The 21,050-nt window shown below is 62.2% G+C and carries 26 protein-coding genes; 12 read left to right on the top strand and 14 right to left on the bottom strand.

Translation table 11 applies throughout. The features are described from left to right. Positions 1-378 precede the first annotated feature (378 nt). Complete coding sequence (yejK, locus tag GIB19_RS21570) at positions 379-1,386, top strand: nucleoid-associated protein YejK (protein WP_027595625.1); 1,008 nt, start codon at positions 379-381, stop codon at positions 1,384-1,386. A gap of 25 nt (positions 1,387-1,411) precedes the next feature. Here the strand turns inward: yejK and GIB19_RS21565 are convergent, their stop codons facing one another. The 4 genes from GIB19_RS21565 to GIB19_RS21550 form a co-directional block, all read right to left on the bottom strand. Then, positions 1,412-1,696, bottom strand: a complete 285-nt coding sequence (locus GIB19_RS21565; protein WP_274887918.1) for a GIY-YIG nuclease family protein — start codon at positions 1,694-1,696, stop codon at positions 1,412-1,414. Between the two features lie 17 nt (positions 1,697-1,713). After that, positions 1,714-2,190 (bottom strand): nuclear transport factor 2 family protein, encoded by a 477-nt coding sequence (locus GIB19_RS21560; RefSeq protein ID WP_027595623.1) that lies wholly within the window; start codon positions 2,188-2,190, stop codon positions 1,714-1,716. A gap of 177 nt (positions 2,191-2,367) precedes the next feature. After that, positions 2,368-3,648, bottom strand: coding sequence for a CynX/NimT family MFS transporter (locus tag GIB19_RS21555; protein ID WP_274887917.1), 1,281 nt, complete (start codon positions 3,646-3,648; stop codon positions 2,368-2,370). Positions 3,649-3,661: 13 nt separating this feature from the next. Then, positions 3,662-4,312: a FadR/GntR family transcriptional regulator gene (locus tag GIB19_RS21550; protein WP_274887916.1), complete on the bottom strand. Its 651-nt coding sequence runs from the start codon at positions 4,310-4,312 to the stop codon at positions 3,662-3,664. Positions 4,313-4,450: 138 nt separating this feature from the next. On the opposite strand from GIB19_RS21550, the gene GIB19_RS21545 reads away from it, so the two are divergent. Continuing rightward, positions 4,451-5,632 carry an alkaline phosphatase family protein gene (locus GIB19_RS21545; protein ID WP_274887915.1) on the top strand — a complete coding sequence of 394 codons (1,182 nt, stop codon included), beginning with the start codon at positions 4,451-4,453 and terminating at the stop codon, positions 5,630-5,632. Between the two features lie 94 nt (positions 5,633-5,726). On the opposite strand, the gene hisC is transcribed toward GIB19_RS21545, so the two are convergent. The 10 genes from hisC to GIB19_RS21495 form a co-directional block, all read right to left on the bottom strand. Then, positions 5,727-6,773 carry a histidinol-phosphate transaminase gene (gene hisC, locus GIB19_RS21540; protein ID WP_027595619.1) on the bottom strand — a complete coding sequence of 349 codons (1,047 nt, stop codon included), beginning with the start codon at positions 6,771-6,773 and terminating at the stop codon, positions 5,727-5,729. A 2-nt stretch (positions 6,774-6,775) separates the two neighbouring features. Beyond that, a complete protein-coding gene (gene hisD / locus GIB19_RS21535) occupies positions 6,776-8,101 on the bottom strand; it encodes a histidinol dehydrogenase (RefSeq protein WP_027595618.1) in 1,326 nt (441 codons plus the stop codon). Between the two features lie 126 nt (positions 8,102-8,227). Continuing rightward, positions 8,228-8,863, bottom strand: a complete 636-nt coding sequence (gene hisG / locus GIB19_RS21530) for an ATP phosphoribosyltransferase (RefSeq protein WP_033701084.1) — start codon at positions 8,861-8,863, stop codon at positions 8,228-8,230. A gap of 170 nt (positions 8,864-9,033) precedes the next feature. Next, complete coding sequence (gene murA / locus GIB19_RS21525) at positions 9,034-10,299, bottom strand: UDP-N-acetylglucosamine 1-carboxyvinyltransferase (protein ID WP_099428396.1); 1,266 nt, start codon at positions 10,297-10,299, stop codon at positions 9,034-9,036. Positions 10,300-10,322: 23 nt separating this feature from the next. Then, positions 10,323-10,562, bottom strand: coding sequence for a BolA family protein (locus GIB19_RS21520; protein WP_003255121.1), 240 nt, complete (start codon positions 10,560-10,562; stop codon positions 10,323-10,325). A 119-nt stretch (positions 10,563-10,681) separates the two neighbouring features. Further along, positions 10,682-10,984: an STAS domain-containing protein gene (locus GIB19_RS21515; RefSeq protein ID WP_027595615.1), complete on the bottom strand. Its 303-nt coding sequence runs from the start codon at positions 10,982-10,984 to the stop codon at positions 10,682-10,684. Beyond that, positions 10,981-11,628, bottom strand: coding sequence for an MlaC/ttg2D family ABC transporter substrate-binding protein (locus GIB19_RS21510; protein ID WP_027595614.1), 648 nt, complete (start codon positions 11,626-11,628; stop codon positions 10,981-10,983). The genes GIB19_RS21515 and GIB19_RS21510 overlap by 4 nt, the downstream gene beginning before the upstream one ends. A 9-nt stretch (positions 11,629-11,637) precedes the next feature. Continuing rightward, positions 11,638-12,123 (bottom strand): outer membrane lipid asymmetry maintenance protein MlaD, encoded by a 486-nt coding sequence (gene mlaD / locus GIB19_RS21505; RefSeq protein WP_027595613.1) that lies wholly within the window; start codon positions 12,121-12,123, stop codon positions 11,638-11,640. Then, a complete protein-coding gene (mlaE, locus tag GIB19_RS21500; RefSeq protein ID WP_027595612.1) occupies positions 12,123-12,920 on the bottom strand; it encodes a lipid asymmetry maintenance ABC transporter permease subunit MlaE in 798 nt (265 codons plus the stop codon). The genes mlaD and mlaE overlap by 1 nt, the downstream gene beginning before the upstream one ends. Then, complete coding sequence (locus GIB19_RS21495) at positions 12,920-13,729, bottom strand: ATP-binding cassette domain-containing protein (RefSeq protein ID WP_274887912.1); 810 nt, start codon at positions 13,727-13,729, stop codon at positions 12,920-12,922. Before GIB19_RS21495 ends, mlaE begins: the two co-directional genes overlap by 1 nt. Positions 13,730-13,975: 246 nt before the next feature. On the opposite strand from GIB19_RS21495, the gene GIB19_RS21490 reads away from it, so the two are divergent. The 10 genes from GIB19_RS21490 (at position 13,976) to GIB19_RS21445 (ending at position 20,977) form a co-directional block, all read left to right on the top strand. Further along, positions 13,976-14,950 (top strand): KpsF/GutQ family sugar-phosphate isomerase, encoded by a 975-nt coding sequence (locus GIB19_RS21490; protein WP_027595611.1) that lies wholly within the window; start codon positions 13,976-13,978, stop codon positions 14,948-14,950. Further along, positions 14,951-15,475: a KdsC family phosphatase gene (locus GIB19_RS21485; protein WP_027595610.1), complete on the top strand. Its 525-nt coding sequence runs from the start codon at positions 14,951-14,953 to the stop codon at positions 15,473-15,475. 8 nt (positions 15,476-15,483) lie between these two features. Beyond that, positions 15,484-16,056, top strand: a complete 573-nt coding sequence (gene lptC, locus GIB19_RS21480; RefSeq protein ID WP_027595609.1) for an LPS export ABC transporter periplasmic protein LptC — start codon at positions 15,484-15,486, stop codon at positions 16,054-16,056. Further along, positions 16,043-16,567, top strand: a complete 525-nt coding sequence (gene lptA, locus GIB19_RS21475) for a lipopolysaccharide transport periplasmic protein LptA (RefSeq protein WP_027595608.1) — start codon at positions 16,043-16,045, stop codon at positions 16,565-16,567. The genes lptC and lptA overlap by 14 nt, the downstream gene beginning before the upstream one ends. Then, on the top strand, positions 16,568-17,293 hold the full coding sequence (gene lptB / locus GIB19_RS21470; RefSeq protein WP_027595607.1) for an LPS export ABC transporter ATP-binding protein: 726 nt from the start codon (positions 16,568-16,570) through the stop codon (positions 17,291-17,293). Positions 17,294-17,468: 175 nt separating this feature from the next. Then, positions 17,469-18,962: an RNA polymerase factor sigma-54 gene (locus tag GIB19_RS21465; protein ID WP_027595606.1), complete on the top strand. Its 1,494-nt coding sequence runs from the start codon at positions 17,469-17,471 to the stop codon at positions 18,960-18,962. Between the two features lie 79 nt (positions 18,963-19,041). Beyond that, positions 19,042-19,350, top strand: coding sequence for a ribosome hibernation-promoting factor, HPF/YfiA family (gene hpf / locus GIB19_RS21460; protein WP_003255135.1), 309 nt, complete (start codon positions 19,042-19,044; stop codon positions 19,348-19,350). Positions 19,351-19,362: 12 nt separating this feature from the next. Next, on the top strand, positions 19,363-19,827 hold the full coding sequence (ptsN, locus tag GIB19_RS21455; protein ID WP_027595605.1) for a PTS IIA-like nitrogen regulatory protein PtsN: 465 nt from the start codon (positions 19,363-19,365) through the stop codon (positions 19,825-19,827). Positions 19,828-19,829: 2 nt separating this feature from the next. Next, positions 19,830-20,684, top strand: coding sequence for an RNase adapter RapZ (rapZ, locus tag GIB19_RS21450; RefSeq protein WP_027595604.1), 855 nt, complete (start codon positions 19,830-19,832; stop codon positions 20,682-20,684). 20 nt (positions 20,685-20,704) lie between these two features. Further along, positions 20,705-20,977, top strand: coding sequence for an HPr family phosphocarrier protein (locus GIB19_RS21445; RefSeq protein WP_027595603.1), 273 nt, complete (start codon positions 20,705-20,707; stop codon positions 20,975-20,977). Positions 20,978-21,050 lie beyond the last annotated feature (73 nt).

Genomic DNA, 21,050 nt, shown 5'->3' with positions numbered 1-21,050 from the left:
TATCAAATTCAGTAGTTAAGCAGCGAGCTACGACGTTATCGGGCCAGCCCCTGAATTCTGGAGGGCCGCGCCAATCGCGTATGTAGATACGTAAATCGGCGTTTGGTTCGACACGACGCTAGCGTGCTGCCAGCAATGCGCCACGCGAGGGGCGCAAGACCGCGCAAAGCTACCACAGGAATGGATAAATATCCGCTGCGCACTTCGATTTAATGCAGGTTTTTCGGGGGTTTTAGCTTAAAACGCACAAAACTGAACAAAAAACGAACAACCGGCATTTCTGCCAACATCCGGCCACTGCATCACCTTGTCTCTGGGGTAAACTGGACGACTTTTGCAGCGCGGCCGTGCACCGCCCCCAGACTCGCCGAGGACTTCATGCCAATCCGTCATTGTATCGTTCACCTGATCGACAAGAAGCCCGATGGCAGCCCCGCCGTGCTGCACGCACGCGATACCGAACTGGGCGCCTCCGATGCCATCGAAAACCTGCTGGCCGACCTCAACGACAGCTACAACGCCAAGCAAGGCAAGGCGTGGGGCTTCTTCCACGGCGAATCGGGTGCCTACCCGCTCAGTGGCTGGTTGAAGCAGTACCTGGAAGCAGAAAAGGACTTCGCGGCGTTCAGCCGCATCGCCGTCGAACACCTGCAAAAGCTGATGGAAGAGTCCAACCTGTCCACCGGCGGGCACATCCTGTTCGCCCACTACCAGCAAGGCATGACCGATTACCTGGCGATCGCCCTGCTGCACCACAGCGAAGGCGTGGCGGTGAACGCAGACCTCGATGTGACGCCATCGCGCCACCTGGACCTCGGCCAACTGCACCTGGCGGCGCGCATCAACCTGTCCGAGTGGAAGAACAACCAGAATTCCAAGCAGTACATCTCGTTCATCAAAGGCAAGAACGGCAAGAAAGTCTCCGACTACTTCCGTGACTTCATCGGCTGCCAGGAGGGCGTCGACGGCCCAGGTGAAACCCGTACCCTGCTCAAGGCCTTCAGCGACTTCGTCGAGAGCGAAGACTTGCCCGAGGCGTCGGCCCGCGAGAAGACCCAGACCCTGGTCGACTACGCTACCACCCAAACCAAGCTGGGCGAGCCGGTGACCCTTGAAGAACTGTCCAGCCTGATCGACGAAGACCGCCCGAAGGCGTTTTACGACCACATCCGCAACAAAGACTACGGCCTGTCGCCGGAGATCCCTGCAGACAAACGCACCCTCAACCAGTTCCGCCGCTTCACTGGCCGTGCCGAGGGGCTGTCGATCAGCTTCGAGGCGCACCTGCTGGGCGACAAGGTGGAGTATGACGAGGTGGCGGGGACCTTGATCATCAAGGGGCTGCCGACGCAGCTGATCGATCAGCTGAAGCGGCGCAAGGACTGATACCACCTGGGGCGCGTAGCGCGAGCTAGGCGTTGCTGAACGAGGCCACCAGCGCCTCCTTGGCCGATTTACGCAGCCGCTTCACCAGCCGCTCCTGGCGCAGCGCTTCACCTTTGTCGGGCCACTGCTCGACGTACACCAGCGCCTGCGCCGGGCTGGTCTTGAAGTATCGCGCGCCCTGCCCTTTCTGATGCGCCAGAAAGCGCCGATGCGGGTCATCACTGATCCCGCAATACAGCGACCCATTGGCCGCCCGCACCAAGTAGACATACCAGGGTTTTACCGCCTGATCCGGCACTGCTTCACTCACGACGCCTGCTCTTTCCGTTAGTTGCCTTGGCTGTGCTGAAACGCCCGCAGCCCTTTGAACGCCTGCTGGCGTACCTTGTTCTGAATCAGCGGCGACCAGCCGAGCAGCACCCCGGGCGCCCCCAATGCCTGGCGCGACCAGCGCCAAAGGTCGAAGCTGTCGTCATGCTGGCAGATCAAGCCATCGCGAATGACAAAACGCGCCTGGATAGCGTTGACCACGGTACGGCCGGTCTGGCTGAACAGGTAGGTCGCGACCCAGTGCGCACTGCCACCGCGCTCGTCCGCACGGACGTTGTCGAAGGTCAGGGTGAAGTCCTTGGCGCGGGTGGTGAGCATCCGCCACATGTCGCCCGCATCCTTGCCGCGCAGGGTACCGAAGACCGGGTCGCTGAAGACGATATCGTCGCTGTAACAGGCCACCATGGCCTCGGCATCCAGCCGCTGGAAGGCCTGGTAGAAGCGGGTGATCAGGTCGCGGTTGGCGTCGCTCATGGGGCAGGTCCATCCTGGGATCGAAAGGTGCACGATAATCTGCTCGATGCGCTTACGCCAGTGCCGGCCCATTCGCGGGACAAGCCCGCTCCCACAGGAGCCCGCAGCCCTGAAAGCACTCCCATCCTGTGGGAGCGGGCTTGCCCCGCGAATGGGCCAGCACTGGCACAATCAGTCTCAGACTTTTTCGCTGGTCACCTGCACATGCAACGCCCGCCCAGCCCCAAGCCCGAAAACAATGGCACCCAGGCCTAGCACGGCAAAGATCCACCCCAGTGCCGCCCAGCCACCGGTCAGGTCATGCACCACCCCCACCGCAAACGGCCCCATCGACGCCAGTGTGTAACCCACCCCTTGCGCCATGCTCGACAAGTTCGCCGCCACATGGGCGTCTTTGGAGCGCAGCACGATCAACGTCAATGCCAGGGCAAACGTCCCGCCCTGCCCCAGGCCCAGCAGCACCGCCCACCCCCACAGCCCGGAAATAGGCGCATACAGGCAGCCAAACAGCCCGGCCAGGGTCACCAGCATGACAATTACGATGGCCAAGCGCTGGTCCTTCCCGCGCGTGGCCAGCCAGGGCGCACTGAGCGAGCTGATCAATTGCACGATCACCGAGCCCGACAGCACCAGCCCCGCCTCGGTTGGGCTCAGACCACGACCCATCAGAATCGAAGGCAACCAACCGAAAACGATATAGGCCAGCGACGATTGCAGGCCCATGTACAAGGTCACCTGCCAGGCCAGTGGGTCACGCCACAGGCCACGCACTCGATAGGCAACCTTGTGCAGGCCGTGCCCCTGGCGCGCCTGCGGCAGCCAGACCAACATGGCCAACAGTGCCGGCACGGCCCAGAAGCCCAGCCCCAGCGCCCAGTTGCCTTCGTAGTGCTGGGCCAGGGGCACCGTGGCGCCGGCCGCCATGGCCGCCCCCAGGCACAGCGCCATGGTGTAGACCCCGGTCAAGGTGCCGGCATGCTGTGGGAAGTCGCGCTTGACGATGCCCGGCAACAGCACGCCGATAATGCCAATGCTGGCGCCGGCCATGAGGCTGCCCAGGAACACCCCGGCCACCCCAAAGGCACTGCGCATCACAATGCCCAAGGCCAAGGTCAGGAGAATGCCGAGGATCACCCGTTCACTGCCAAAACGTCGCGCCAGCACCGGCGCCAGTGGCGCGAACAGGCCCAGGCACAGTACCGGCAAGGTGGTCAGCAAACCGGCCTGCGAGGCACTCAAGCCCAGGCCTTCGGACACCAGGCCCAGCACCGGCGCCATGCTCGACAAGGCCGGCCGCAGGTTCAGCGCCACCAATACCAGGCCCAGCAGCAACAGCCAGGGCCGGCGCAGCAGCACAGGCTGTTGCTGCACCTGCTCGTCATCGGCTTCGGCGTCGATCAGCAGTTCGTCGAGTTCCCGCTCGCCGGGCGGGTTGCTACGGGTCATTGATTCAGCCATGGGCTTCTCGTGGTCAGGATTCGATGAGGGTCCGGCTCAGGCGCTTGGCCCGCTCCGAATCACGTTGCTCGATGGCGTCGAGGATTTCCCCGTGCAGATCGAACGTGGACTGGCAGCGCGGAACAGTGGTCATGTTGTGCTGCAGCGCAGCGGCCACCACGCCGGAAAAGTACCGGTACAACTCACTCAATGCCGGGTTGTGGGCGGCATCCACCAAGCGCTGGTGAAACACCAGGTCGCAGCTCACATACGCATCGATGTCACCGTGAAAATGCCCGGCGCTGCCCGCAAGGGCTTCACGCAACCCGTGCAGGTCGGCGTCGGTGCGGCGCAGCGCTGCCAGGCCGATGGCCTCGGCTTCGAGGATATGGCGAGTCTCCCGCGCCTGCTCGGGGGTGCAGCGGGACATCGCCTGCACCGCCATCAGCGGGTCCTGGGCCGTGCGCAGGTAACTGCCATCGCCCTGCCGTATTTCCACCAGGCCGCTGAACGCCAGCACGCGCATGGCCTCACGCACGGTATTGCGGCTGATGCCCAATTCCTGGGCCAGCTCCGGCTCGGTCGGCAGGCGCTGCCCTACCTGCCAGTCGCCGTTGAGGATGCGCTCGCGCATGCGCTCCACGGCAAGTTCGACCAGGGAACGCTTGGTCAGCTCTATGCTCATTACATTCAACCAATCATCCGATGAATTGCTGCAGCCTAATGGAAAGCCCTCCGAACAGCAAACCACCTGGTATTTCTGCCAGTTGTGAGCACCACGCTTTATTGCAACGCTCGCTGTACCGTTCCCGGATGCCCCTTCATGCGATTATCAGCCCTGCTTCTGATGACACTGACGCTGCTGGCAGCTTGCGACCCGGCGCAGCCTGCGCGCCAACCGAAAACCCTGATCATCGGTATCGAAGGCGTGCAACTCGACCGTTACGAAGCATTGGGCGACGCCAGCAATCTGCAGCAACGCCTGTATTACGGCAGCGCCTACACCGGCGGCATCACCGGCAAGGCCAGCGAACAACCAACGCTCAGCGGCCCTGGCTGGGTAAGCCTGCTCACCGGGGTCTGGAGCAACAAGCATGGCGTTGACTCGAATGCCGAGTCGCTGCGGGTCTCCCCGGCTTTCCCCAGCCTGTTCAAACGGCTGCGCCAGGCGCTGCCCACCGCCTACCTGTCCAGCGTGGTGAACTGGTCGCCGATCAACACCGCATTCCTGCTCGAGGACGCCCACGGCAACGACGTACGCGAGAGTGGCCTATCCGACGAGAACGTCATCGCGCGGGCGCTGCAGATACTCGACACCACGCCCGCCGACTTCACCTTCATCCAGCTGGGCGAACCTGATGCAGCCGGCCACAACGGTGGTTTCGACAACCGCTACCAGCAGGCACTACGAAAGGCCGACAACCAAGTGGGGGAACTGCTGGACGCGGTCGACCTACGCAGCCGCCGCCATCTGCGTGAAGACTGGCTGGTGATTGTCAGCACGGACCATGGCCGCGACTATTGGGGCAAAGGCCATGGCGGCGTCACAGAACAGGAAAAGACCATGTTCATCGCCAGCAATAAACCGCTGAACAAAGAACTGACCCAGCCCAGTATTCCGAAAGAAAACCCAGGGCCGAACAACCTGTACCGTCTGCCTGCGCAGACCTCAGTGGCACCCACCGTCCTGCGCCACATGGGGCTGACACTCGAGCCGCAATGGCTACTCGACGGCACACCCCTGCTGGGTAACACGGGCGCTCGCAAAGCAAGGGCCGATGAAGCCACTGCCCGCCTGCGCTGGCACAGTACCGCCAAGGGCTACGTGACCATCCTCAAGAACGGGCATGTGGTTGCACAAGTACCGGCTGGGGCCGAGCAGTGGACCGACCCGGACGGTATGGATGACGTCAACGACTACGTGCTGCTACTCGATGGCACCCCGGCAGCCGTACGCAACAGGCCTGCCGGCATGCCGTACAGCATCGAGGAAATCGCCTATTGAGAGCCAGGTTCAGCCCTGAAAGCAAAAACCCCGCCTGGCAATCAGTGCCAGGCGGGGTCAGATCGAAGCAGGCGGCTACGTGAGCCCGCCTTGATCAGTTCAGCGCATCAAGCAACGCCTGGTTCATTTCCGGCGTACCAATGGTAATCCGCAGGAACTGGGCAATCCGCGCCTGCTTGAAGTGCCGCACGATCACGCCTTGCTCACGCAAGCGAGCCGCCAACTCGGCCGCATCCTGCTGCGGGTGACGGGCGAAGATGAAGTTGGCCGCCGAGGGCAGTACCTCGAAGCCTTTGGCCGTCAGTTGCTCGACCAGCACTTCACGGCTGTCGATCACCTTGCGGCAGGTTTCTTCGAAGTAAGCACGGTCTTCGAACGCCACGGCTGCACCGACGATCGCCGCACGGTCCAGCGGGTAGGAGTTGAAGCTGTTCTTGATCCGCTCCAGCGCTTCGATCAGGTCCGGGTGGCCCACTGCCAAGCCAACGCGCAGGCCAGCCAGCGAACGGGACTTGGACAACGTCTGGGTCACCAGCAGGTTGTCGTAGCGGTCTACCAGGCTGATGGCCGTCTCGCCACCAAAGTCGATGTAGGCCTCATCCACCACCACCACCGAATCCGGGTTGCCCTGCAGCAGTTGCTCGACCGCTTGCAGCGGCATCAGGCAGCCGGTCGGCGCATTCGGGTTAGGGAAGATGATCCCGGCATTCGGCTTTTTGTAGTCCTCGACGCGGATCTGGAACTGCTCGTCCAGCGCCACTTGCTCGTAGGCAATGCCATACAGGCCGCAGTACACCGGATAGAAGCTGTAGCTGATGTCCGGGAACAGCAGCGGTGCATCGTGCTGGAACAGGCCGTGGAAGATGTGCGCCAGCACCTCGTCCGAACCGTTGCCGACAAACACCTGCCCCGGGGTGACGCCGTAGTACTCGGCCACCGCCTGCTTGAGCCGGTCACCGTTCGGGTCCGGGTACAGGCGCAGGTTGTCGTTCAGCTCGCCGCGCATGGCTTCCAGCGCCTTGGGCGACGGGCCATAGGGGTTCTCGTTGGTGTTGAGCTTGACCAGGCGGGCCAGCTTGGGTTGCTCGCCCGGCACGTAAGGCACCAGGTCCTTGACGAAGGGGCTCCAGAATCGACTCATGTTCAGTTCCCCTTCTCTTGGGTCAGGATACGGTATTCAGCACTGCGGGCGTGGGCGGTCAGCGACTCGCCACGGGCCAGGACAGACGCGGTGTGGCCCAGCTCGGATGCGCCCTGCTCGGAGCAGAAGATGATCGACGAACGCTTCTGGAAGTCATACACCCCCAGTGGCGACGAAAAGCGCGCGGTGCCGGAAGTTGGCAACACGTGGTTGGGGCCTGCGCAGTAGTCACCCAGTGCTTCGCTGGTGTGGCGGCCCATGAAGATCGCACCGGCGTGGCGAATCTGCGGCAACCAGGCCTGCGGGTCGGCGACCGACAGCTCCAAGTGCTCAGGAGCGATGCGGTTGGCCACGTCGATGGCCTGCTGCATGTCACGCACCTGGATCAGCGCGCCGCGGCCATTGACCGATTTCTCGATGATCTCGGCGCGTTCCATGGTCGGCAGCAGCTTGTCGATGCTGGCGGCAACGCGGTCGAGGAACTCAGCGTCCGGGCTGACCAGGATGGCCTGGGCGTCTTCGTCGTGCTCGGCCTGGGAGAACAGGTCCATGGCGATCCAGTCCGGGTCGGTCTGGCCGTCACACACCACGAGAATTTCCGACGGGCCGGCGATCATGTCGATGCCGACCTGGCCGAACACGTGGCGCTTGGCGGTGGCGACATAGATGTTGCCCGGGCCGACGATCTTGTCCACCTGCGGCACGCTCTCGGTGCCATAAGCCAGCGCGGCGACGGCCTGTGCGCCACCCACGGTGAACACACGGTCGACACCGGCGATGCAGGCAGCGGCCAGCACCAGTTCGTTGACCTCGCCACGCGGGGTCGGCACCACCATGACCACTTCGGTCACGCCTGCAACCTTGGCCGGAATGGCGTTCATCAGTACCGAGGACGGGTACGACGCCTTGCCACCTGGTACGTACAGGCCTGCGCGGTCCAGCGGCGTGACCTTCTGGCCCAGCACGGTGCCGTCAGCTTCGGTGTACTGCCAGGAATCCTGCTTTTGCCGCTCGTGGTAGATGCGCACGCGCTCGGCGGCTTTTTCCAGGGCTGCACGCTGGGTGTCGGTAATGCGCGTGAGGGCAAGCTCAAGGCGTTCACGGCCGAGAATCAGGTCATCAATGGACTTAGCATCGACACCATCGAAGCGCTGGGTGAACTCCACCAGCGCCGCGTCGCCGCGCTCACGCACGGCCTTGATGATGTCGAGCACGCGCTGGTTGACCGCGTCATCGGACACACTTTCCCAGCTCAGCAGATGATCCAGATGTCGGGCGAAATCCGGATCAGCGGCGTTGAGACGGGCAATTGCAGTGGACACGGTCATGGCGAGGGCCTCGATTATTAGCGAATGCTCAGGCGCCCTAGGCTACCAGTCCATCCGCGCGGGCACCCGAGAAAAGTGGCTATGACGCGGATAGACGGGCGCGACAGCGGAGGTCGCGCGCAGGAGTCAGCCGCGGTGTCGCGATTCGACGGCCTTGCGCAGGGTGTCGATCAGGCTCTGGATACGGGCGTGCTGCATCTTCATCGATGCTTTGTTGACCACCAGGCGGGAGCTGATCGTGGCGATCATTTCCTGGGGTTCCAGGCCATTGGCGCGCAGGGTGTTGCCAGTGTCGACCACGTCGATGATCTTGTCGGCAAGGTTGATCAGGGGTGCCAGCTCCATCGAGCCATACAGCTTGATGATGTCGACCTGACGGCCCTGCTCGGCGTAATAACGCTTGGCGACGTTGACGAACTTGGTGGCCACGCGCAGACGGCCCTTGGGTTCAGGTGCGCCGACCACGCCAGCGGTCATCAGCTTGCAGCAGGCAATCTGCAGGTCCAGCGGCTCGTACAGGCCCTGGCCGCCGTACTCCATCAGCACGTCCTTGCCAGCCACACCGAGGTCGGCGGCGCCATGCTCGACGTAGGTCGGCACGTCAGTGGCACGCACGATCAGCAGGCGCACGTCGTCCTGCGTGGTGGGGATGATCAGTTTACGGCTCTTGTCCGGGTTCTCGGTCGGCACGATACCGGCCTCGGCCAGCAATGGCAGGGTATCGTCGAGAATTCGGCCTTTGGATAGCGCGATGGTCAACATGGGAAACGTCGGTCCTTAAGCGGCTACTGCCGGCCGGGCCTGGGCCCGACCTTATTCAATTCGTGTGTGGGAGCGGGCTAGCCCCGCGAACACCGGCAACGCCGGTGCCATACACCGCAGTGCCTCCTTCGCGGGATAAGCCCGCTCCCACATCGTGCGCCTGCGGGCTATTAACCCGGTACGCGGCGGATCTTGGCGCCCAGCATCTGCAGTTTTTCCTCGATGCACTCGTAACCACGGTCGATGTGGTAGATGCGATCGATCAACGTATCGCCTTCAGCCACCAGCGCCGACAGTACCAGGCTGGCGGAAGCACGCAGGTCGGTGGCCATGACTGGCGCGCCCTTCAGCGTCTTGACGCCGGTGACGATGGCGGTGTTGCCTTCGACCTGGATCTGCGCGCCCATGCGGTGCATTTCGTAGACGTGCATGAAGCGGTTTTCGAAGATCGTCTCGATCACCGCGCCAGTGCCTTCGGCGATGGCGTTGAGCGAGATGAACTGCGCCTGCATGTCGGTCGGGAACGCTGGGTACGGCGCGGTACGCAGGTTGACGGCCTTGGGCCGCTTGCCGTGCATGTCCAGCTCGATCCAGTCTTCACCGGTGGTGATGTCGGCGCCCGCTTCCTTGAGTTTTTCCAGTACCGCTTCAAGGATGGTCGGGTCGGTGTCCTTGACCTTGACGCGGCCGCCGGTGACGGCTGCGGCGACCAGGTAGGTACCGGTTTCGATACGGTCGGGCATGACGCGGTAAGTGGCCGAGTGCAGACGCTCGACGCCTTCGATGGTGATGGTGTCGGTGCCAGCGCCCTGAACATTGCCGCCCATGGCGTTGATGAAGTTGGCCAGGTCGACCACTTCAGGTTCACGGGCAGCGTTTTGCAGCACGCTGCGGCCTTTGGCCAGGGCAGCGGCCATCATGATGTTCTCGGTACCGGTCACGCTGACGGTGTCGAAGAAGAAGTGCGCACCGCGCAGGCCACCCTCAGGCGCCTTGGCCTTGATGTAGCCAGCTTCGACTTCGATCTTCGCACCCATGGCTTCAAGGCCACGGATGTGCAGGTCGACAGGGCGCGAACCGATGGCGCAACCGCCAGGCAGGGCTACTTCAGCCTCGCCGAAACGCGCAACCATCGGGCCCAGCACCAGGATCGAGGCGCGCATGGTCTTGACCAGCTCGTACGGCGCGACCAGCGTCTTGATGGTGCGTGGGTCGATTTCCACAGACAGCTTCTCGTCGATCACAGGCTCGATGCCCATGCGCCCGAACAGCTCAATCATGGTGGTGATGTCGTGCAGGTGCGGCAGGTTGGCCACGGTGACCGGGCCGTCAGCCAGCAGGGTCGCCGCCAGAATCGGCAATGCCGCGTTCTTCGCGCCCGAAATGCGGATCTCGCCGTCAAGGCGAGCGCCGCCAGTAATAATCAGTTTGTCCATTGGAGTCTCGCCGCCAAGTTGGCTCAGGTGCGCTCAGCCCAGGCTGCGCTGCTGAAAAATTTCATGGTTACCGCATGGATGCTGCCATTGGCGATCCAGGGATTAAGGTGAGCATAGATCGCCTGCTGACGCTTGACCGGGCTCAGGCCAGCCAACTCGTCGCTGATCACGTTCAACTGGAAGTTGCAGCCTTCGCCTTCAACTTCGACCCGGGATCCCGGCAATTTTTCTTCAAGGAAGCTTTTAACTTCTACGGCCTGCATGCTCAACCTCAATCGGCGCCCGATGCGCACGGGTCGGCCATCATACAAAAAAGCCCCCCGCCTGCGAAGCCCACTGAGGGCGTGCGCTGACCGAGGGGCCATCCTTCAGTGCATTGCCATCAAGTAGCCAGCACTTCATCGAGGTCATAGACCCCGGCAATTTCCCGCATGTCGTCGGGCATACCGCGTACCTCGAAGGCCTTGCCGGCCGCCTGGGCATCGCGGATAAACGCCAGCAGCAGCGACAGGCCGACGCTGGACGATTTCGCCACGGCCGAGCAATCCAGCACCATGTGCGGCTCGCGCGAGGCGTCGATCAATGCCTTGCCTTGCTTGCGCAAGGCCGGGCCGCTGCGATAGTCCAGCACGCCGGTCAAACGCAGTACGCCCGGCTCGGCCATGCTTACGCCAGCCTCACTCATTGCACTGCCTTCTCGGGCGACTTATCGGCGGTTTCCTTGGCCTTGGCCACTTCACCGGCCCAACCATCGATGGTCTTGTCCAGGTTGTTGCCGTTGCGCTGCATGGCATCGGCGAACTGGTCGCGGAACAGTTTGCCGATGTTGATGCCGTTGACGATGACGTTACGCACCTTCCACTCGCCGGCAATGTTCTCCAGGGTGTACTGCACCGGGTACACGGCGCCGTTGTTGCCGGTCACCTTCATGCCGACGCTGGCACGCTTGCCGTCATCAGCCTTGGCCGGGTCAACGACGATGCCCTGGTTGTTGTATTCCAGCAGGGCGTTGCCATAGAACTGCATCAGGCTGCGCTTGAAGTTCTCCTGGAAGCGCTGCATCTGCTCAGGCGTGGCCTTGCGCGAATACTTCACGGTCATGATGCTGCGGGAAATGCCGTCAGCGTCCACCACCGGGCCAAGGATGCGGTTGAGCGCATCGTAGAAGGCGTTGGGGTTGGACTTGTACTGCTCCTTGTTGGCCTTGAGGTCGCCAAGCAATTCGTTGGTCGTGCCTTGCACCACATCGTGAGGCGTCTGCGCCGCCACGGTCAGCAAAGGGAAGGCCGCCAGCAGGACCAGCAGGCCACGTCGCAGGATCGAAATCATGGAAACTCCTTAATTAGCCGGTTGCGCTTCTTTCGGTTCCTTGCCAACGGAGTTGAGCAGGAACTTGCCAATCAGATCTTCCAGCACCAGTGCCGACTGGGTGTCGTGGATGGTCGCGCCATCCTTGAGCACGTCGTCTTCGCCGCCCACGCTGATGCCGATGTACTTCTCGCCCAGCAACCCGGCGGTCAGGATCGAAGCAGTGGAATCGGTCGGCAGGTTGTCGACGGTCTTGTCCAGCTGCAACGTCACCCGACCGGTGTAGGAATCACGGTCCAGATCGATGGCGGTGACCTTGCCGATCGTCACACCGGCCATGGTCACTTTAGCTCTGACCGTCAAACCGGCGATATTGTCGAAGTACGCATAAACTTTATAGGTATCGCTGCTCGGGCTGGCCGACAGCCCGCTGACTCGCAGGGCCAGCAGCAGCAGCGCCAGGATCCCGGCCAGGAGGAACAGGCCGACACCGATTTCCAGGGTGCGGTTTTGCATCAGAAATCTCCAAACATCAAGGCGGTCAGAATAAAGTCCAGACCCAGGACAGCCAACGAGGCATAGACCACGGTCTTGGTGGTGGCACGGCTGATCCCTTCTGAGGTGGGCTCACAGTCGTACCCCTGGAATACGGCGATCCAGGTGGTGACGAAGGCGAACACCAGGCTCTTGATCAAGCCGTTCAGCACGTCGTCGGTGAAGGAAACACTGTTCTGCATGTTGGCCCAGAACGAGCCCTCGTAGACGCCCAACCAATCCACGGCGACCCACGACCCACCCCAGATGCCGACCACGCTGAAGATCAGCGCCAGCAGCGGCAGCGAGATGAAACCGGCCCACAGGCGTGGCGCAACGATGTACTTGAGCGGGTCGACGCCGATCATTTCCAGGCTCGACAGCTGCTCGGTGGACTTCATGTTGCCAATCTCGGCGGTCAGCGCAGACCCTGCGCGGCCGGCGAACAACAGTGCGGTCACCACCGGCCCGAGCTCACGCAGCAGGGTCAGGGCCACCATCTGCCCGACCGCCTGTTCAGAGCCGTACTTGGTCAGGATGCTGTACCCCTGCAGCGCCAGCACCATGCCGATGAACACACCGGACACGACGATGATCGCCAGCGACAGCACGCCCACCGAGTACAGCTGCTTGGTCAGCAGCTGGAAGCCACCGCCAATACCGCCACGCCCGATCAGCGCATGGAACAGAAACAGACAGGAACGCCCGAGCACGGCCAGCACGTCGATCGCCGAGCGACCGAACAGGCGAACACGTTCGAGTAAGGATTTTCTGCGCATCAACGCGCCCCCAGCAGGTCGGCGCGGTAATCAGGCGCGGGAAAGTGGAAGGGTACCGGGCCATCCGGGTCGCCTTTCATGAACTGGCGAATACGCGGGTTGTCCGAGCCCATCAGCTCGTCGGGCGTGCCCTGCCCCAGCACCTGGCCATCCCCTACCACGTAGATGTAGTCGGCAATGCTGGCGGTTTCGGCCAGGTCGTGGGAAACCACGATGCTGGTGATGCCCAAGGCATCGTTGAGCAGGCGGATCAGGCGCACCAGTACCCCCATGGCGATCGGATCCTGGCCGACGAACGGTTCGTCGTACATGAGGATCTGCGGGTCCAGGGCGATCGCACGCGCCAGCGCCACCCGGCGCTTCATGCCACCGGACAGTTCGTCAGGCATCAGGTCGATGGCACCGCGCAGGCCGACAGCCTGCAGTTTCATCAACACGATGTCGCGAATCATCTCTTCCGACAGCTGGGTGTGCACGCGCAGCGGGAAGGCCACGTTCTCGAATACATCGAGGTCAGTGAACAGCGCGCCACTCTGGAACAGCACGCCCATCTGCTTGCGCGCGTCGAACAGGTCGCTGCGCGACAGCGTCGGCAGGTTCAGCCCGGCTACCCATACCTCGCCGCTGGACGGACGCAGTTGCGCACCCATCAGGCGTAGCAATGTGGTCTTGCCGCAACCCGATGGCCCCATGATGCCGGTGACCTTGCCGCGCGGGATGCGTATGTCGACATTGCTGAAAATGCTGCGCGAACCGCGCTTGAAGGTCACTCCCTTCAACTCGACCGCGTAGGCGCTATCCACACTCATCTAGACTCCTTGCTAGTGCAGCCTCGTCCTAGTGGACGCTTGCCCTCATCGTGAAGGCACACGTGCCCCTGACAGGCCGAATAGCGGCGAACTATAGCACCGCTGACAGGGCGGCCCCAAGGCCATGGAACGTGTCGTTCAGCACAACGACAGACTTCCATGGCATTTGCCGGGCAATCGAAAGGATGAGGCTTTCTTCCATTGCGGCTATAATCGCCGCCTTTTCATCAGGCATTGTTTGACGACATGAGCCAATCCAGTGAGCTGATCCAGTCCGCCCTGCGCACCTTGCGCCTCGAAGTCGAGGCCGTGGAAAGCCTGGCGCCGCGTATCGACGCCAACTTCGTCAAGGCCTGCGAGCTGATTCTGGCCAGCAAGGGCCGGGTCGTGGTGGTCGGCATGGGCAAGTCGGGGCATATCGGCAACAAGATCGCCGCCACCCTGGCCAGCACCGGTACGCCTGCGTTCTTCGTGCACCCGGCCGAAGCCAGCCATGGCGACATGGGCATGATCACCCGGGACGATGTCATCCTGGCCCTGTCCAATTCTGGCAGCACTGCAGAAATCATCACCTTGCTGCCGCTGATCAAGCGCCTCGGCATCCAACTGATCAGCCTGACCGGCAACGCCGATTCGCCCCTGGCCCAGGCTGCCGAGGTCAACCTCGACGCCCGCGTCACCCAGGAGGCCTGCCCGCTGAACCTGGCACCCACCTCTTCGACCACCGCAGCGCTGGTGCTGGGCGACGCCCTGGCCATCGCCCTGCTCGAAGCCCGTGGTTTCACTGCCGAAGACTTCGCCTTTTCGCACCCCGGTGGCGCCCTTGGCCGCCGCCTGCTGCTCAAGGTCGAGAACGTGATGCACGCAGGCGCCGAACTGCCCCAGGTGGCACGCGGCACCCTGCTCAAGGACGCGCTGCTGGAAATGTCACGCAAAGGCCTGGGCATGACCGTGATCCTCGAACCGGACGGCAAACTGGCTGGGATCTTCACCGACGGCGACCTACGCCGCAGCCTGGACCGCAATATCGACATGCACACCACCTTGATCGACCAGGTGATGACCGTGCATGGCAAGACCGCCCGCGCCGAAATGCTGGCCGCCGAGGCGCTGAAAATCATGGAAGACCACAAGATCAACGCGCTGGTGGTGGTCGACCAGGACGACCGCCCGACCGGCGCCCTGAACATGCACGACCTGTTGCGCGCCGGAGTAATGTAAATGACCCAGGATTTGATTCAACGTGGCCAGGCCATCAAGCTTGCCGTGTTCGACGTTGACGGCGTGCTCACCGACGGCCGCCTGTACTTCCTCGAAGACGGCAGCGAGTTCAAGACCTTCAACACCCTCGACGGCCAGGGCATCAAGATGCTCATGGCATCGGGCGTGACCACGGCAATTATCAGCGGGCGCAAAACCCCGGTGGTCGAGCGACGTGCGAAAAACCTCGGCATCCCGCACCTGTACCAGGGCCGCGAGGACAAATTGGTGGTACTCGACGGCTTGCTCGCCGAACTCGGCCTAAGCTATGAACAAGTCGCCTACCTGGGCGACGACCTGCCCGACCTGCCGGTGATCCGCCGGGTCGGCCTGGGCATGGCGGTGGCCAACGCCGCCCCCTTCGTTCGCCAACATGCGCACGGGGTGACCCAGGCCCGCGGCGGTGAAGGCGCGGCGCGTGAATTTTGTGAACTGATCATGCAGGCCCAGGGCACCCTGGACGCTGCCAACGCACATTACCTTTAAGGCTGCTCATGTTCAGCAAGAAAGCCCGCAATATTGTGCTGCTCGTGGCCATCGGCGCCCTGCTGGCGGCGATCGGCTACTGGAATGTCAGCCCCGAGAGCTTCCTCGACCAGCCCACGGCCCAGGTCGACGAGAGCGCCATCGACTACTACGCGATCAATGCCCACAGCGTGCAGTTCCTGCCCGACGGCAAGTTGCAGTACGAAATGACCGCCGACAAGGTCGAACACCTGACGGCCACCGAGGTCACACTGGTGACCACGCCAGACCTGCACATGTACCGCGGCACCGAGTACCCGTGGCACGTGCAAAGTGTCCGTGCCGAGGTCAACCCGGACGGCACCGAGGTCGAGCTGATCGACCAGGTGCGCATTGCCCGCACCGACGAAAAGAAGCGTGAAACGATTATCACCAGCTCACGCATGACCGTATTCCCGCAGAAGCAATATGCGCAGACCGAGCAAGCCGTTAGAATCGACGGCGCCGGTGGCACGACCACGGGCAAAGGAATGAAAGCGTATTTGAAAGAAGGCAGGATGGACCTGCTCTCTAACGTAAGAGGACAGTATGAGGCTCGTTAAAACCCTCCCCCTTTTGCTCAGCCTGAGCGCAGCACTGGGAAGCGCGAGCGCCTTCGCACTGCCGACCGACCGTGACCAGCCTATCCGCATCCAGGCCGACAACGCGCACCTGGACGACAAGCAAGGCGTGGCCACCTACACCGGTGACGTCATCATCACCCAAGGTTCGATGATGATCAAAGGCAACACCGTGACCATGACCCGCGCCGCCAATGGCGACATCGACGTGGTCACCTCGGTGGGCAACCTGGCCTACTTCGAACAGCAGCAGAGCACCGCCAAGCCGGACAAGATGAAAGGCTGGGCCGTGACCATTCAGTACCAGGCGCAGAAAGACACGGTGATCCTCACCGACCGCGCCAAGGTCGAGAATGAAGGCAACACCACTGAAGGCGAGAAGATCGTCTACAACACCAAGACCCAGGTTGCGACCGCCGGTCGTGGTGGCAACGTGACTCAACCACGTCAGCGCATCGACATGGTGATCCAGCCGAAGAAGAAGGCCGAGTAAATGGCAACCCTCAAAGCCCAGCACCTGGCCAAGAGCTACAAGGGTCGGCAAGTCGTGCGCGACGTCAGCCTGTCGATCGACAGCGGCCAGATCGTCGGCCTGCTCGGCCCTAACGGCGCCGGCAAGACCACCTGCTTCTACATGATCGTCGGCCTGGTCCAGGCTGAGCAAGGGCGCGTGCTGATCGACAACCTCGATGTCAGCCACCAGCCCATGCACGGTCGCGCGCGAGCCGGCATCGGCTACCTGCCGCAGGAAGCTTCGATCTTCCGCAAGCTGTCGGTGGCCGACAACATCATGGCAATCCTCGAGACCCGCAAGGAGCTCGACCGCGACGGCCGCCGCAAGGAGCTGGAAAGCCTGCTGCAGGAGTTCCACATCAGCCACATCCGCGACAACCTCGGCATGAGCCTCTCGGGTGGCGAGCGCCGCCGTGTCGAGATCGCACGCGCCCTGGCGACCGCACCGAAGTTCATCCTGCTCGACGAACCCTTCGCGGGCGTCGACCCGATTTCCGTCGGTGACATCAAGCAGATCATCCACCACCTCAAGGCCAAGGGGATCGGCGTACTGATTACCGACCACAACGTGCGTGAGACCTTGGATATCTGCGAAACCGCCTATATCGTCAATGATGGCCGACTGATCGCCGAAGGCGACGCCGAGACCATCCTGGCCAACGAACTGGTCAAAGAGGTTTACCTGGGTCACGAGTTCCGGCTCTGACCCCGGGACGCACCTGGAGCACTGGCAAATCGACCCTGTCGGGGTTTAAGTTGTTACGGTGCTCTAGGCAAACGCTACAATTTAAGGCATAAAACTTGCTTGAATTTGGCGCTCCGGCGCCCTCGTGTAGTGGATGGCGCATGCGCGCCGGCGAACAAGGTATTAAGCCCCTGCCATGAAACCATCGCTCGTCCTAAAAATGGGCCAGCAACTGACGATGACTCCTCAGTTGCAACAGGCCATCCGCCTCCTCCAGCTCTCTACCCTGGACCTCCAACAGGAAATCCAGGAAGCGCTGGAATCGAACCCGATGCTCGAACGTCAGGAAGACGGCGAGGACTTCGACAACAGCGACCCGATGGCCGATAACGCCGAGAACAAACCGGCCGCCGAAGTCCAGGACAACAGCTTCCAGGAAAGCACCAACAGTGCCGAAAACCTGGAAGACGGCGAGTGGAGCGAGCGAATCCCCAACGAGCTGCCCGTCGATACCGCCTGGGAAGACATCTACCAGACCAGCGCCAGCAGCCTGCCGAGCAACGATGACGACGAGTGGGACTTCACCACCCGCACATCGGCCGGCGAAAGCCTGCAAAGCCACCTGCTGTGGCAGTTGAACCTGGCGCCGATGTCCGACACCGATCGCCTGATCGCCGTCACCCTGATCGACAGCATCAATGGCCAGGGCTACCTCGAAGACACCCTCGAAGAGATCTGCGCCGGTTTCGACCCCGAACTGGATATCGAGCTGGACGAGGTCGAAGCAGTCCTGCACCGCATTCAGCAGTTCGAGCCTGCCGGCATCGCCGCACGCAACCTGGGCGAATGCCTGCTGCTGCAACTGCGCCAGCTACCGGCCAGCACGCCGTGGATGGCCGAGGCCAAACGCCTGGTCACCGATTTCATCGACCTGCTGGGCAGCCGCGACTACAGCCAGCTGATGCGGCGCATGAAGATCAAGGAAGACGAGCTGCGCCAGGTCATCGAGCTGGTGCAAAGCCTCAACCCGCGCCCTGGCTCGCAGATCGAATCGAGCGAGCCCGAGTACGTCGTGCCCGACGTCATCGTGCGCAAGGACAGCGACCGCTGGCTGGTGGAGCTGAACCAGGAAGCCATCCCGCGCCTGCGCGTCAACCCGCAGTACGCAGGCTTTGTCCGCCGCGCCGACACCAGCGCCGACAACACCTTCATGCGCAATCAGCTGCAAGAAGCGCGCTGGTTCATCAAGAGCCTGCAAAGCCGCAACGAAACCCTGATGAAAGTGGCCACGCAGATCGTCGAGCATCAGCGCGGCTTCCTCGACCATGGCGACGAAGCGATGAAGCCGTTGGTCCTGCATGACATCGCCGAAGCCGTCGGCATGCACGAGTCGACCATTTCGCGGGTTACCACGCAAAAATACATGCACACGCCCCGCGGCATCTACGAACTGAAATACTTTTTCTCAAGCCACGTCAGCACCGCTGAAGGCGGAGAATGCTCGTCCACAGCGATCCGCGCGATCATCAAGAAACTGGTTGCGGCGGAAAATCAGAAAAAGCCATTGAGTGACAGCAAGATCGCTGGTTTACTGGAGGCACAAGGCATCCAGGTAGCCCGTCGCACCGTCGCCAAGTACCGCGAGTCTCTCGGCATCGCACCGTCGAGCGAGCGCAAGCGACTGATGTAGCCCCTGGTATGTGCCACAGCGTTTTTGGGGCAGGTGCAAGACTTGCCTCTTTATGCACGGGCAATAAAGGAGAAGCTGTATGCAAGTCAATATCAGTGGACAGCATGTAGAAGTCACCCAGCCGCTGCGCGATTATGTGCTTGAAAAGCTCGCCCGCGTGGAAAGTCACTTCGACAAGATCACTAACGTGCAGGTCATCATGAAGGTCGAGAAGCTGCAGCAGAAGGTCGAAGCGACCCTGCAGATTCCGGGCGGTGAAGTGGTAGCCAACGCGGAACACGAAGACATGTATGCAGCGATCGACGCCTTGGCCGACAAGCTCGACCGCCAACTGAAAAAACACAAGGAAAAACAGCAAAGCCTGCTGCAAGGTGCAGCTGCCCGCTGATCCCCCTCATCCATGATCCGACTTGAAACCATCCTGACCCCCGGCCGTTCCCTCGTGAACGTGCCGGGCGGCAGTAAGAAGCGCGCCCTCGAAAAGGTCGCCACCGTCATCGCCGAACAAGTGCCAGAGCTGGAGATGCAAGACGTCTTCGAAAAACTGGTCGCCCGTGAAAAACTCGGTTCGACCGGGTTCGGCAACGGCATTGCCATCCCCCACTGCCGACTCGAAGGATGCACCGCCCCGGTCAGCGCACTGCTGCACCTGGAGGCGCCGATCGACTACGACGCCATCGATGGCGCACCTGTGGACCTGCTGTTCGTCCTGCTGGTGCCCGAAGCTGCCACCGATGCGCACCTGGAACTGCTGCGCCAGATCGCCAGCATGCTCGATCGCAAAGAGGTCCGTGATCGTCTGCGTGCCGCCAGCAGTAACGAGGCCCTGTACCAGGTTGTCCTGGACGTACAGAACGAGCACTGAACATGCACCTGATCATCGTCAGCGGCCGGTCCGGCTCCGGCAAGAGCACCGCCCTCGATGTCCTGGAAGACAACGGTTTCTATTGCATCGACAACCTTCCCGCCGGGCTGCTGCCGCAGCTTGCGGAAGATGCCTTGATCAATACCGAGTTGCTGCAGCCCAAGGTCGCCGTGTCGATTGACGCGCGCAACCTGCCCAGCCACCTGACGCGTTTCCCCGAGCTGCTCGAAGAGGCCCGAGCCCGGCATATCAAGTGTGATGTGCTGTACCTGGATGCCGACGAAGACACCCTGCTCAAGCGCTTTTCGGAGACCCGTCGGCGTCACCCGCTGACCAATGCCGACCGTTCCCTGGCAGAAGCGATACGCGTGGAAAGCGACATGCTGGGGCCGATCGCCGACCTTGCCGACCTCAAGATCGACACCACCAGCCTCAACCTTTACCAGTTGCGCGACTCGATCAAGCTGCGCCTGCTCAACCAGCCAGAGCCTGGCACCGCGTTCCTGGTCGAATCCTTTGGCTTCAAACGTGGTATGCCGGTCGATGCCGACCTGGTGTTCGACGTGCGCTGCCTGCCCAACCCCTACTGGAAGCCCGAACTGCGTGAGCATTCTGGTCTCGAACAACCGGTAATCGACTACCTCGCCGCCCAGCCGGACGTCGAAGAGATGTTCAACGACATTTCCAGCTACCTGCTTAAATGGCTGCCCCGCTTCGCCGCCAGCAACCGCGCCTATGTCACCATCGCCATTGGCTGCACCGGTGGCCATCACCGGTCGGTGTACCTGACCGAACGCCTCGGCACGTTGCTGCAGCAATCCCTGAAAAACGTCCAGGTCCGCCACCGCGACCTCTAGCCCACAGGATCCACCCCACGATGCCCGCCCGCGAAATCACCATCATCAACAAGCTGGGCCTGCATGCCCGGGCGGCGGCCAAGTTCGTCGGCGTGGCCGGGCGCTTTCCCTGCCAGGTCAAGGTAGGCCGCGCACCAGACAAGCTGGTGGACGGCAAGAGCATCATGGCGGTGATGATGCTCGCGGCAGGCAAAGGCACCCAAGTGCACTTGCTGACCGAAGGCGAACAGGACAACGACGCGCTGGACGCGCTGGTCGAGTTGATCAACAACTACTTCGACGAAGGCGAGTAGGGAACGCTGGGCTTGTCACAACACCTTCAGCGCCTGTGAGATCGAGCGCCGCCCGCGCGGCGCTTCGCAGCAC

This window comes from Pseudomonas sp. ITEM 17296, assembly GCF_028895205.1.
Classification (GTDB): domain Bacteria; phylum Pseudomonadota; class Gammaproteobacteria; order Pseudomonadales; family Pseudomonadaceae; genus Aquipseudomonas; species Aquipseudomonas kermanshahensis.
The sequence above is the reverse complement of the archived record's forward strand: the minus strand, read 5'-3'. Positions and strand labels throughout refer to the sequence as shown.